This is a genomic window from Mucilaginibacter pineti, from assembly GCF_900101875.1.
Classification (GTDB): Bacteria; Bacteroidota; Bacteroidia; order Sphingobacteriales; family Sphingobacteriaceae; genus Mucilaginibacter; species Mucilaginibacter pineti.
In genome coordinates this window covers 738,337-751,526 of the sequence record NZ_FNAI01000002.1, presented here as the reverse complement: position 1 = coordinate 751,526, position 13,190 = coordinate 738,337, and the positions used below count along the sequence as shown (strand labels likewise).

Genomic DNA, 13,190 nt, shown 5'->3' with positions numbered 1-13,190 from the left:
AATTATCGCCATGAAAGCTATCCTTTTTTCATGCCTGTTTTTTATGATTAAGCTTGGTTGCTATGCAAACACCAGGGATCACGCACTTGTACAAGATACAATTAAACTGCATAAAGCAAAAAAGAAGACTGTTCATGATGATACTGTTTACCCCAGAAGCTCCTTAAAGGGTTATAAACCTTATTTTGACAACTGCCACTTTACCAATCAATACACTGCGGCGCAGCGTTTAAAAATGTACCCGTTTGCTGTAGCCGCAAAAATATTAGCGGTATCATACTTTGGCGGCGGTGAGCCTAATCCTGATATTGTATTAGACGGTAAACCTCAACCGATACGCAGCGCGAGGGAAGATAATTTTTATAAAGGACTTATAATTAACAACCGCCGGATTGATTATTCAACTCTTTTCGGCGTAAAAACGTTGAACCCTACCCAGATCAACAACCTCACCAATATCCTTTTTAACTATGAATATACGGGTATGAAGAACTACACGATCATTGGCCATGCCGCTTGTTTCGATCCGCGTAATTCCATCATATTTCTTGACAAAAACGACAACGTGATCGATCACCTGGATATCTGCTTCAACTGCCATCGTTCTGAATCACCATCATATAAGATAAACGTAGGCGTTGAGTGCAGGCAAAAATACGATATGCTCAGTAATTTTTTTGTAAGTGTGGGCATTTCCTATGGAGCAGCAGATGAATCCAAATGGAAATCGCCATTGGATAGTATTAAGCGATAAGTTTGATGAAATCAAGTCATTGCGAGGCACGAAGCAATCTCTAAGCTATTACAATCGGCTCTGCCTATTTGTGGACTCACCCCGGCTACGCTTCGCTGGCCTACCCTCTCTTCAGCTTTGCTGGAAAGAGGGTGAAGACATTTTTTCACCTCTATATATACCTCTTAACTCGGTACTTGCGCTCGTTTGTAACGAGTGCTTAACACAGTCACGCGATTGTATCGCGAAGAAGCGTCGCAGACGCAAAAACACTTTAAGCACTCGTTACAAACGAGCGCAAAGGCATGAAGATATTTTCTTTCTTTTTTTCTAACATAAAACTTTAAACATCCCCCTCTTTCCGCCGAAGGCGAAGAGAGGGGGACCAAGCGCAGCGATGGTCGGGTGAGTAATCTGCGCCCTACACTCCCAATTTCTCCGCCCAACCCAATCCATCAGGTAAATCATCCTTGCTAAATTCAATATGGATAACGCGGCGTTTTTTGTTGTTAACGGTGCGGTTTGAGGCGTGCATGAGCAGAGGGCGCATAATCATAATGCCGCCGGCTTTTACGTTGCAGGTGGCTTCTGTTTCGGTATTCCAGTCGATGGTATCGGGGCGATAGATGTCTTTTTTGTGCGATTCGGGGATCACTTTGAGGGCACCGTTATTCTGGTCGGTATCGTCGAGGTGTATGCGGATGGTAAAGTTGTTTTGCAGGATGGCAAGCGGTGGCTGTACGCCAAAACTGTTTTGCTTTATCGTCCAGGGGCCGTAGCCGGGTTGTTCGGCCTTTTTGTCCACGGCGATAGTTAAATCCTGGTGCCAGGCTACAAACCAGTTACTAAGTTCGGGCTTATCAAAGTAAATGGATTTTACGGCAAAGTAGCTGCTGCCAAACAACGTACTGATAAGCGTTTTTAAATTGCTGTTAAAAACTAAAGGAACTACCTGCGGTAATTCCTTTAAAAACTGCCGTATGGCAAACAGATCGTCGGTTTTGCGAAAAGCCGGGTTCGAGTGATCGGCCCCGGCTATTATAGCGAGGATGCCTTCACATTCGGCATCGGTATAAACATCATTAACAATGGCGAAACCATCATTTAAAACATTGCTTTGATGCGCTGGGTATTGATTATCCACAGCGTATTTTAAACGGCTTTAAGTTCCTTTTTCCGGCGAAGTATCGACAGGAAGAACCCGATAACCATAATGATTGTACCGGCCCAAAAGAAGTTGATATAAGGAAACTGAATGGCTTTCATTACAATGAATTTCTTTTTGCTTTCGGGCTGCTGATATACCATTATCTCTACCTTCTTTTTCTCCGGAAGAACCTTGCTGAAACGCAGTTTTAAACCTGCATCATCAACCTTGCGGGCAAAATCAAACACATTACCATTGCGTATCATGTAAATAGGTACCGACTCGTACTTTTTACCATGCGATACTATTTCAAGGTTGGCGCCAATTACTACATCGCTGGCAGTAACGGTAATGTTCTCTACCTTGGCTTCTTTATTAAGACCTTTAACCAAAATATAGCCATCACGATATCTGATGGTATCGCCCGGTGCAACCTCATGGCTTACAGGGGCATCGTAGTTTTTATCGTCGTTACCCTCGTCATGCGCGCCGGCATTGTTAGCCTCTTCGCCATCGGCAAGCGGCGCGGGATAAAACATGGTGATATGCGTATACATATCGTGAAATAAATAATGTTTGGTATCTGGCGATGCAGACATTTGCCCGCGGCTGATCAATGCTTTTGGTTTCAGCACAAACTCATTTTCTACTTTACCGTCGGCACCTATTTTTTTATAATCAACCTTAAAATAGTGATTTGGACTGGAGATGGAATCGCCTATGTAGCTTACCAGATAGTCGCCCATTTTTACAGGCTCATTCAGGTATACCAATATATTTTCACGTGGATTTTGTTCTTTGGCAAACTCCGGTGAAAAACCTTCGCCGGTATTGTTTATGGAAATCACTTTGCTGGTACCCGCGGCTATCAAAGCCCCTATCATCAGGAAACCAAAACCGATATGCGCAACTGCCGAACCAGCAAGTTTAAACTTGCCCTTAAATGCATCGGCCAGTACCTTACCATTGGCAATAACCGAATAAGCCGAACCCCACATCACCAATATAAATACCACGTTCATTTTGTAAATGCCGGTTACATAAACAATAAGCGCGGTTATTAAGGCAGCAAAAAGCAGGTAGATACCCGTGGTAAGGAAAAAGCGGGTTACATCTGTTTTTTTGTATTTTAAAAACTGGGTAAAGCCGGTAAGTAAGGTAACCACAAACGCAAACGACGACTGGATTACATTGTAATGCTTAATAATATCTGATGGCGGCGCTATCTTGGTGCCAAACATGGCATTCCAAACGGGCACCGATGTTACTACCAATAAATGGAAGCAGGATAAGCCCAAAAATACCGAGCCTACAAACATCCAAAACTCGCGCGAGTAGGTTTCTTCATCTTTTTTAGTAATTGGCAGTTCTTTCCACCTTTTCACTAACAGCACTACAGAGAGTACCAGGAATATTAAAACGCCAAGAACCAATTGCCAAAACATTCCATTATCGGTAAAGGAGTGTACCGAAGTATCGCCCAAAATACCGCTGCGCGATAGGAATGAGGTATACCAAACCATCACAAAAGTTATCAGCACTAAAAATGTGGCTGTAAAGTAAGAGTGGCCTGTGTTTTTATAAACAATAAGTACGTGTACGGCAGCAACCATCGTGATCCACGGGAAAATAGAAGCATTCTCTACCGGATCCCAGGCCCAGAAACCGCCAAAATTAAGCGACTCATAAGCCCAAAACGAACCCATGATAACACCTGTACCCAATATCATACAGGCAAACAAGGCGTATGGTATAGCCTGAGCTACCCACTCCTTATATCTCTTTTGCCAAAGCCCCGCTACGGCGTAGGCAAATGGAACCACCATAGATGCAAAACCAAGGAACAGAGTTGGCGGGTGAATCACCATCCAATAGTTTTGAAGGGTGGGGTTCATGCCCTGCCCGTCTTTTATAAAAGAAAGATAATTAGCATTAGAGAAGATAGGGTAATCAAGCGCGTTCCTGAGCAATAAAAATGGCGAACTACCTATTCTTATACCAAATATCTCTACACCAAGTACCATTGTACCAAGCACCACTTGCGAAAAGGCTACAACCGTCATTACCGGGCGTTCCCATGATTTAGCCCTCCAGATGAGCACGTTACCTAATACAGCCTGCCAAAAGGTCCACAGCAGAAAGCCGCCCTCCTGTCCGTTCCAGAAACCAGATACTATATAGTAAACAGGTAAGGAGCGCGAGGTATAGGCCCAGGCGTAATGGTACTCGAAGTAATGGTTGTATATTACATAAAACAGGCAGGTGCCCATACCCAAAATAGATAATGAGTTGAGGTAAAAACCTATACGGCCCAGTTTATGCCAGCTGCTGTTGGGTTTTAAAGCATCATCGGTAGTGGCAAAATAGTAGCTGATAAATGATAAAAGGGCTGCGCCAAAAGAAAGAACGATAAAAAACTGGCCAATATGCCCCGGTAAAAGGTGTTCGCCTTTAAAAACTGTATCCATAATTAGATTAGAGTGATTAGTATCAAGTAGTCAGTATCAAGTATCACGACTTGTTAAATGCGGCATTTAAAACCAGTAAAAAAATCTTGATACTTGATACTAACTACCTGATACTAACTATAAACTGGCTTGTTTAGCCTTAACTTCTGTAACTTCTAACTTGTCCTGCGTATATTTCGACGGGCATTTCATCAAAATTTTGGAGGCATGAAATTCGCTGCCTACCATATTGCCGGTTAGCACCAATTGCTCGCTCCGCTCAAAATCTTCGGGCTTTGTACCGGTAAAAACAACCTTGCGCTCCTCGCCTTTATTATCCTTCATGTAAAACGCAAAGTAATTGGCATCCTTAGTGGCATCATAAACCAACTCTTTTGATTTATTAAGATGACCAATAATATGCAGCTCGCTGCTGGTTTTCTCAGCATCGTTAAAAGAGCCGTATGTACTTGTATTAGAGTAAACACTAATGATAACCGCTATAGCAATGGCTATAACTACAAGACCAAAAATTGAACTTTTTTTCATCTGCGGTTTATAAATTATAAATAGAATTGCAAAAATACAAAACGAACCGCTAATAATGTTTATTACAAGCCATATATCTTATTTAGAATCATTATTGACAGGGAAGGTAAAAGGGAAAAGGCGAAAGGTTAAAGGGGCTGTCACCTTGAGCTTGTCGAAAGGTCGCGCGCAGAGGCCTTTGCCCACTATGCTTCGACAGGCTCAGCATGACACCTCTTTAGAGACTTACGAAGTTTTAAAAACTTCGTAAGTCTTAACAGTCGCGGGCTCCCCATTCACCAAACCAGCTTATACCCTACCCCGCGTATATTAATGATCTGGATGTTGGGATCAATAGCGAGGTGGCGGCGTAGCTTGGTGATAAACACATCCAAACTGCGGGCATTAAAAAAGCTGTCATCGCCCCAGATGGTTTGGAGCAGGGCCTTACGGTTAATAACCTGATACTGGTCTGCACATAGCATTTTCAGGATATCGCTTTCGCGGGCTGTTAGCTGTGTGATATTTATACCTTGTTGTATATTGTTTTTAGATGAATTGAAAACGATGCTCCCTATCTGGTAATTTTCATTTACCGGTTTTGCTTTTGGCGCCACCAGCAGGCGGTTATCACTCAGCAATACCCGCATCCGCACAATCAATTCCTCAACACTGAAGGGTTTTTTGAGGTAATCATTGGCACCATGCTCAAACCCGGCAACTACATCCTTTGGCTGCGAACGGGCAGTAAGGAAAATAATGGGCGTTATTTTATCTATTAAGCGTACCTGCCGGGCTACCTCGAAGCCATCCATTTTGGGCATCATTACATCAAGCGCTAAAATATGGGGCTTATTGGCTTTGTACTTTTGCAGGGCCTGCTCGCCATTGGCACAAAGTATCACCTCAAAATTGCTTACCTCCAGGCTTTCGCGCACTATGTGCGCAAGAGAAAGCTCGTCTTCGGCCAGTAATACGCGTATTTTATCCATTTGTTAAAGGTATGGTTACTGTAAATTCGGTGCCGGCATTCACTTCACTTTTTACGGTAACATTGCCGCCATGTGCCTCTACAATATATTTAACATAGTTTAGGCCCAGTCCGGTACCTTTTACGTTATGCACATTACCGGCGGGCACTCTGTAAAACTTACCAAATATATGTTTAATATGAGCCTGCGAAATACCAATACCATTATCCTTAATGCTAAATACCGCGTTGCCGCCGCTTTTTGTCAGATCGATAGTGATAACTACCGGTTCTGTTGAATATTTAACGGCATTATCTAAAATATTACCCAGTACGTTCCTGAAATGCAGTCTATCTGCATCAATAACATCGATGTTATTTTTATTGGTATAGGTGATGCTGATTTCCTTATCTGTTTTTAATTTCTCTGCAGATATAAGCTCATTCAGCAGATCATCAATCTTTATAGCTTCTTTAACCAAACTGATCTCTTTATTATCAAAGGCGGCTATGTTCAATACTTTGCTCACCAGGTCATTAAGGCGGGTAAGTTCGTTGCGCGATGTTTGCAAATAGCGCTGTGTTTTTTCGGGATCGTTAAGGGCGTTGTATTTTTGTAGCCCCTCAATTGCAACAGTAATAGTGGCTATGGGGGTTTTAAGTTCATGCGTCATGTTGTTAATGAAATCGTCCTTTAGTTCAGTCAGCCTTTTTTGGTGAACGATGGTACGGATGATGTAGTAAAAACAAAATATGGTGAACAAAATAAGCAGCCCGGATAGTACCAGCACTTTTACCATCTCGTTTAAAATACCAAACTGCGGATTTCTGAAGATAGCCCGTACATATAAATGATCAAAAATAGTATTGTCAACGAACACAAAGCTATGATAATCGTAGGGCTGTTCGTTAGTTTCGCTATAGCGCAGTTCATCTGCATGGTGCGGATCGGCAGGCTTGGCGGGTATCGGCTTAGTTGAAAACACCAGCTCAAACCTGGTATGCGGATGCATTTTACGAAGTTCGGCAGCATAGTATTTATGTAGTTTAATGCTATCAGCCTGACGATAATTTGGAGGCATTTCATAGATACCGCTTTCAATTATTTTATTGTGGGCCATTACGCTGTCGCTTGGCTCGTTGCTATGGGCTTTTAAAAAGGCATCCAACACGTTCATGTTTGCCGATATATCATCTGAGCCTAATATAGACACCAGGTTACCCATCAGTTGTGGCACATAAAACGATGCTTCGGTAAGCACTTCGGCCCTGGTTGCGTTACGCGGTAGCTTTTGTCTGTAAAAGTCATACACATTACTGGTCATTTGAAATGGTAAAAAACCTAATTTACTACCAAACGTAATACTCAATTGCTTATGTACAGTATCCGCCTCGTGCGCGGTATCTATTTTAATAAAAAAACCTTTGGCCGACAGGCGCTTTACCATCACTACCCTTATCGAATCGAAATAGTCTTTTTTACAGCTATCCAGGGCCCGCTGCATAACGATGTTAATATCGCTATCAAATTGTTGCTTGTTTACCTTAAAGGCATTAAAACTCCAGTAAACCTGAAATACAATGATGCCAGTTAACGATAAAGCTATTAAAACTAATACTACCTTAAGTTTCCTTTTCATGATTATTGATTGCTTAAAGTAAAAGTAATTGTGCGTAAAGCAACTATACTTATCTGTTAACAATCGTTAACATTAAATAAAAATACTTAAGGTTGACGCCGGAATGGAAAATTGCTATATTCAATAAAAGCTTTTAAGCATGAACACCAAACCAATAATTAAACCCGAATGGATTCCTGCAGCATACAGCGGGATTAACGATACGGTGAAAGTTAAACCGGCTGAGGGTATTGTTGGTGTTCCTTTTTATAAAAGGTTGAGGGAGAAGGGTAACAAAAAGAGGTAAGCTTTTTAGGCTTACCTCTTTTTATAATGTTTGTCATTGCGACGTAGGAAGCAATAGCTTTATCCACTTTGTCATTCTGAGGTACGAAGAATCTATTCGCAGACTTATATATCGCTTAATAGATTCTTCGCTATGCTCAGAATGACAAAATTTATTAATTGCTTCGTTCTCGCAGCAATGACATAAGATTATAAGGCCATGACCCAATGACAGCGAAGCGCAATGACCAATGAGCAATGACCTAATCCTTACGGCCAGATGCCTAAGTTTTGGTATGATACCGCTATTTTGTTGATGGCGCCTACCATTGCGGCACTGCGCAGGGTACCAATAGCCGGGTTGCTTTTGTAAGTTTCCCTTATCTCATGGTACGAGCGTATCATCGTATCCTCTAATCCAGAGTTTACCAGTTCAAGCTCAGAGGCACCTTTAATGATGGTTGAACGCTGCATTGGCGTTAATGAGGTACCGGTGATGCCTTCAACCATGTTTACCAGGTTAAGGTTTGAGTTTTCTTCAAACCTGCGGTTCATTCTGCCGAAAGCCACGTGGCTAAGGTTTTTCAACCACTCGAAGTATGATACCGTTACACCACCCGCATTGGCATACATATCGGGAATGATGATGCCGCCATTGGCATAAAATATAGCTTCGGCTTCTGGCGATGTTGGTCCGTTTGCACCTTCGGCAATAATCTTTGCCTGTATGTTGCGGATGTTGTCTTCTGTTATCTGATTTTCTAACGCAGCGGGCACCAGGATATCACATGGCTGCTCCAGGCCTTCCATAGTATTTTTAAATTCCTTTTTGGCACCTGCATAACCAAGGATAGATCCGGTTGCTTTACGGTGCTGAAAAACGGCTTCTATATCCAAACCGTCTTCGTTATAAATAGCACCTTCAAACTCGCACAAGCCCACTATCAGCGCGCCAAACTCGGCCAAAAACTTCGCCGAATAGTAACCCACGTTACCTAAACCTTGTACAATAACCTTTTTGCCGGCCAAACCTGGCAACAGGCCTATTTTTTGCATATCCTCGCCAAAGCTCACACACTCGCGTATGGCAATTGCCACACCACGGCCGGTGGCCTCTCTCCTGCCCGCGATACCGTGTAATGCAATTGGCTTGCCTGTTACTGCTCCCATAGCATCCAGCTGACCAGGGTTCATGGTGGCATAGGTATCGGCAATCCAGCTCATTTCGCGTTCGCCGCTGCCGTAATCCGGTGCGGGTACGTCAATGCTGGGGCCAATGAAATTTTTCTTGATCAGTTCTACAGTATAACGGCGGGTAATGTTTTCCAGCTCGCTTACGGTGTAGTTTTTAGGGTTAATTTTGATGCCGCCTTTTGCGCCACCAAAGGGTACATTTACAATGGCGCATTTGTAGGTCATGAGGGCAGCAAGTGCCATTACCTCGTCCTCGTTCACCATTTCGCTGTAGCGGATACCGCCCTTGGTTGGCGATTGGTGGTGCGAGTGCTCTACACGCCAGGCGTCAATAACCTCAAAACCATTGCCCCTGCGTATCGGGAAACGGAAGCGGTAAACGCTGTTACATGATTTAATCTGGTCTAATAAACCGGCATCATGTTTTGTAAACTGCGCGGCGTAATCAAAGTTTTTACATACGTCGCCAAAAAAATGGGTATCCTCGTCAGCAACTAAAATATTCGTAGCCATAATTAATGTATAAATATTAAACTCTTAAAAAAGTGTGCAAATTTGGTACTATTTTTATCAATATTGCAAATATTTTATCGTTAGTGTTATCCTTACACCTTATTACAATGGCTCAAAAACTATGTTTAAACAACATAGGTAAATTTTTTAGACTACTTTTCTTTTTCGATTTTTTTTAATCGACGGTCTATCGAGAACAGGTAAATAGCCAGTCCAGCAAAAATAATGGCTATTGTAAGCACCACAACGTATATTTTGCCAGACTTGTACAGCTCTTCGGCCATATCAACAGGTGCCTGCGTTTGCTGCGCAAACGCGCTTACAAAACTCATTACCAGTAAAAGTAAAACTGTAACCTTCTTCATTAATTTATATCGTTCTTTTTATACTCAATTAAACGGATGCGGTAGCGGATAGTTGCTATCCATACGGCTAAAAAACTCCAGCCCAGCATAGCCGGGTAAAACACGGCACGCATACGGCCATCCAGATCATATTTACCAAACGCCGGATTACCGCCGCTGCCGGGGTGCAATGAATCTGTCATCCGCGGTAAAACAAATATCAGCACTATCATGATAGGGAAAGCGAAGATATTGTAGATGGCCGCAATTTTGGCGCTCTTTTGTTCCTCATCAATGGAGTTACGCAGCACCACGTAGGCACAATACAGCAAAAAGGCAATGGCAGCGCTGTTTTGCTTAGGATCGCCGCTCCAGAACTCGCCCCAGGTAAACCTTGCCCAAAGCATACCGGTTAGCAGACCGAGCGCATAAAAAAACAGGCCTGTGTTTACACATTCTACAGCGGCCATATCGTCTTTCTGATCGCCTTTGTACAGGTATTTTATGCTATAAAAAACCGACATCACAAACACCGACAGCATGGCCATCCACATAGGTACGTGGAAATACAGGTTACGGATGGTTTCGTTAAGGATTGCCTTGGCGGGTACGCCCAGTAAAAATCCGGCTATAAGGGTGTAAAAAATAAGGATCACTACCAGTACCTTCCACCACAACTTGGTCATTTGGCGTTGTAAAAACCTGTAAAAGGTAAGTCCGGCAGCAAAAATCCAGCTCCAAATTTGATTAATAAGTTTCATATGATTTATGCGGCCAAAGGTAGGCAATTTGGTCATTATGTCATTAGTCATTATGTCATTTAATTTGGTCATTACACTGCGCTGTCATTGGTCATTAGGTCATTCGTAAAGCGATATACCAAAACAATTACCAATGACAGCGCAGTGAAATGAACCAATGACAGCGCAGCGGAATGACTTAATGACAACAAAGTGAATGACCAAATGATTAATCCCCCGGCTCGTAATCAACCGGCAGCAGATCGGCCAGTTTGGCTTTGGACCATGTGCCTTCATAAAGCGGACTTGGGTTTGATATTACTATCCCGTTCATATCAAACAAAAAGTAACCCTTGTACAGCGTAACTACGCTGGTTTCGAAGTTTTCCATATCCAGCGGACGATAAATATCTTTAAATTCCGTTTCCTCGTGCTTTTTGGTATACACCACATATAAATAATGCGGGGCTGTAATGGCATAAATGCCCGACTGTGCCGTGCTGCGCAATATCTCGAATCCTTGATACGGCAAGCGCACCAGGTTTTCCTGGTACCATTTTGTTAGGTTGGCCAGTTTGTACCAACGCATCAGGGAATCGCGGTTGGTACGGCTAAAAAACTTTATTTTCTGCTGGATCACCTCGTCCGATGGGCGTTCTTTATTGAGGTAGCGGGTATAATCATGCACCTCAAAACCTTCCTGGGTTAGCTTATCTTTATATAACGACCGGTAAAAATGCTGCGCCGAACCATAATATGATTCCTCACGCTTCAATTTCCAGATCTTTTTTTGCTCAACAGTACCCGGCAATTGCTCAAAAAGTGCCTTACCTGCATACCTGATGGTATGCTCAATACCATCGCTCACAAATTCCTTTAGTAAAAATTTGGTTCGATAACCCAGGGCCCGGTTTTCCACAACCAAAAACTCATCGCCAGATGCCTCCAGCTGTAGCTTGCGGCTATGGTAAATAAGATTTAAAACATGCGGGTTAACCACCCTGCAAAGTTTGGAGTTTTCGGTAGTGCCAATAAACTCACGTTTAAATTGTTCGTAGTTGCGTTTCCAGTCGGCGGCGCTGCTAATTACTACCTCGCGCAGCATGAGTACCTTTTGTGCAAGTTCAATGTTTATTTTGATGGGATCATGACCTACTTGAATAGTTTGCGAAAAATCTTCATAGCCAACTATGGTCACCACCAGCTCGTATTGCCCCGGTTTAACGTTGGCCAGGGTAAAGGTACCATCCTGATAGGTTGATGTACCGTAGGTGGCGTTACTTAAAAACACGCTGGCATTGGCAATGGGGGCTTTACCTTCGGCACGCACTACCTTGCCGGTAATATTGGCCTGCGCCAATACCATAAACGGACTTAAAACAAAAAGTAACAATAACCAGTACGACCGCATCAAATAAAAATACTCAAATAAATTTCAAGTTGCTAAAAAACACATTTTTTATGAACGCCACATGAATTACTAAAGTATTTATTAAATGATATAATTAAGTTACAATGTCGGTGATCTGATTGGTGTGGTGGGGATTCAGTTGCGAGGTTCGGGTGATGGCGCGCCGGGATTGCTTTTTGTAAACTGACCGCAGAGGACTCACCCGACCATCGCTACGCTCGGTCACCCTCTCTTCGCCTTCGGCGGAAAGAGGGATTGCAGAGTTTGAAATTACTGTTGAGTTCATTAACACCAAAAGCTTCCTCACCTTCTTTTCAGTGAAGCTGAAGAGGGTCGGCCAGCGAAGTGTAGCCGGGGTGAGTCCAACCGGTAGCAGAGCCGATTGCGTAGTTTACAACCACCGCCAGTTACAATTTCTTTTTACGACATTGCTTAATTAATGTATCTTATCGCACTTTATCACGTCATTAGTTTATGCAGGAAAAAATAATCCACATCCCATTTAACCGCACACTGTTTATGGCAAGCCAGAGAAACCTTTGGGAGTTATCGGCCAAAAAGCATTATCTGTCGTTTACAATTTATACCGTAGTGGCACTATTTTGTTTAATAATGGGCGTAAAGCTTGAAACCAAGGGAGAATTCCCGATATGTCAGCTTTTAGGCGGAGGCCTGCTATTTTATATGTGCATGAGATGGGCAGGCCTGTTTGAACGACGCGCAAGACATTTAAAAATAGCCAATAAAGCCGGCAACAGGTTTGAGAAAGAAGCCATGGATTGCACCTATATTTTTAATGACGACGGTGTTGAATACAAAGATAACGAGAAGCTGTTCCGGCTTAAATGGCACCTTTTTAAACCTGTATCTGTAGTTAAAGATACCATATTGTTAACCCTTAAGGAGCCCGTGGCAACCATGTTTACCATTAGCCGCCAGGAACTTGGCGATGCTGGTTTTAACGAACTGCTGGAAGTTTTAAAAGAAAAGATGGGGCAATAGTATAGTTTCTTGCTGCCGCGAGCTTTTAGCTCGTGGTTAACATGGGTTCAGCTTTCAGCTGAATAAAGCCGGAGGCTTTAACCATGCAACCCACGAGTTACGCTGCGCTAACCTCGCGGGAGTTTGAGTTATCCCCCAATAAAAACGTCATTGCTGTAAGGCACGAAGCAATCCCTAAGCTATACAGGGCAACTATAAAAGTCCGATCTGCTTTCGTAGAGATTGCTTCGTATCCCGCAATGACGCGCGGAAATATT

Annotated in this window: 12 protein-coding genes; 3 read left to right on the top strand and 9 right to left on the bottom strand. The window is 42.9% G+C overall.

Annotated features, from left to right (window positions below; all coding sequences use genetic code 11):
- The first annotated feature begins 10 nt into the window (after positions 1–10).
- Positions 11–754, top strand: a complete 744-nt coding sequence (locus BLS59_RS07410; RefSeq protein WP_091146982.1) for a hypothetical protein — start codon at positions 11–13, stop codon at positions 752–754.
- A 400-nt stretch (positions 755–1,154) separates the two neighbouring features.
- Here the strand turns inward: BLS59_RS07410 and BLS59_RS07405 are convergent, their stop codons facing one another.
- From BLS59_RS07405 to BLS59_RS07385, 5 genes are all read right to left on the bottom strand, one after another.
- The gene (locus BLS59_RS07405) at positions 1,155–1,877 is read right to left on the bottom strand and encodes a phytanoyl-CoA dioxygenase family protein (RefSeq protein ID WP_091146980.1); all 723 of its coding nucleotides are present in this window, start codon (positions 1,875–1,877) and stop codon (positions 1,155–1,157) included.
- Between the two features lie 8 nt (positions 1,878–1,885).
- A complete protein-coding gene (gene ccsA / locus BLS59_RS07400; RefSeq protein WP_091146978.1) occupies positions 1,886–4,348 on the bottom strand; it encodes a cytochrome c biogenesis protein CcsA in 2,463 nt (820 codons plus the stop codon).
- A gap of 117 nt (positions 4,349–4,465) precedes the next feature.
- Complete coding sequence (locus BLS59_RS07395; protein ID WP_091146977.1) at positions 4,466–4,876, bottom strand: cytochrome c maturation protein CcmE domain-containing protein; 411 nt, start codon at positions 4,874–4,876, stop codon at positions 4,466–4,468.
- Positions 4,877–5,151: 275 nt separating this feature from the next.
- Complete coding sequence (locus BLS59_RS07390; RefSeq protein WP_091146975.1) at positions 5,152–5,847, bottom strand: response regulator transcription factor; 696 nt, start codon at positions 5,845–5,847, stop codon at positions 5,152–5,154.
- Positions 5,840–7,465, bottom strand: coding sequence for a sensor histidine kinase (locus tag BLS59_RS07385; protein WP_091146973.1), 1,626 nt, complete (start codon positions 7,463–7,465; stop codon positions 5,840–5,842). The genes BLS59_RS07390 and BLS59_RS07385 overlap by 8 nt, the downstream gene beginning before the upstream one ends.
- 139 nt (positions 7,466–7,604) lie before the next feature.
- Here BLS59_RS07385 and BLS59_RS31520 point away from each other — a divergent pair, with 139 nt between their 5' ends.
- A complete protein-coding gene (locus tag BLS59_RS31520; RefSeq protein WP_162842578.1) occupies positions 7,605–7,751 on the top strand; it encodes a hypothetical protein in 147 nt (48 codons plus the stop codon).
- 248 nt (positions 7,752–7,999) lie between these two features.
- Here the strand turns inward: BLS59_RS31520 and BLS59_RS07380 are convergent, their stop codons facing one another.
- From BLS59_RS07380 to BLS59_RS07365, 4 genes are all read right to left on the bottom strand, one after another.
- Positions 8,000–9,436, bottom strand: coding sequence for a Glu/Leu/Phe/Val family dehydrogenase (locus BLS59_RS07380; protein WP_091146971.1), 1,437 nt, complete (start codon positions 9,434–9,436; stop codon positions 8,000–8,002).
- A 152-nt stretch (positions 9,437–9,588) separates the two neighbouring features.
- A complete protein-coding gene (locus tag BLS59_RS07375) occupies positions 9,589–9,801 on the bottom strand; it encodes a CcmD family protein (protein ID WP_091146968.1) in 213 nt (70 codons plus the stop codon).
- Positions 9,801–10,592, bottom strand: a complete 792-nt coding sequence (locus tag BLS59_RS07370; RefSeq protein WP_262492937.1) for a cytochrome c biogenesis protein CcsA — start codon at positions 10,590–10,592, stop codon at positions 9,801–9,803. Before BLS59_RS07370 ends, BLS59_RS07375 begins: the two co-directional genes overlap by 1 nt.
- A 157-nt stretch (positions 10,593–10,749) precedes the next feature.
- Positions 10,750–11,931: a carboxypeptidase-like regulatory domain-containing protein gene (locus tag BLS59_RS07365; protein WP_091146963.1), complete on the bottom strand. Its 1,182-nt coding sequence runs from the start codon at positions 11,929–11,931 to the stop codon at positions 10,750–10,752.
- A gap of 474 nt (positions 11,932–12,405) precedes the next feature.
- Here BLS59_RS07365 and BLS59_RS07360 point away from each other — a divergent pair, with 474 nt between their 5' ends.
- A complete protein-coding gene (locus BLS59_RS07360; RefSeq protein ID WP_091146960.1) occupies positions 12,406–12,933 on the top strand; it encodes a YcxB family protein in 528 nt (175 codons plus the stop codon).
- The last annotated feature ends 257 nt before the right edge of the window (positions 12,934–13,190 follow it).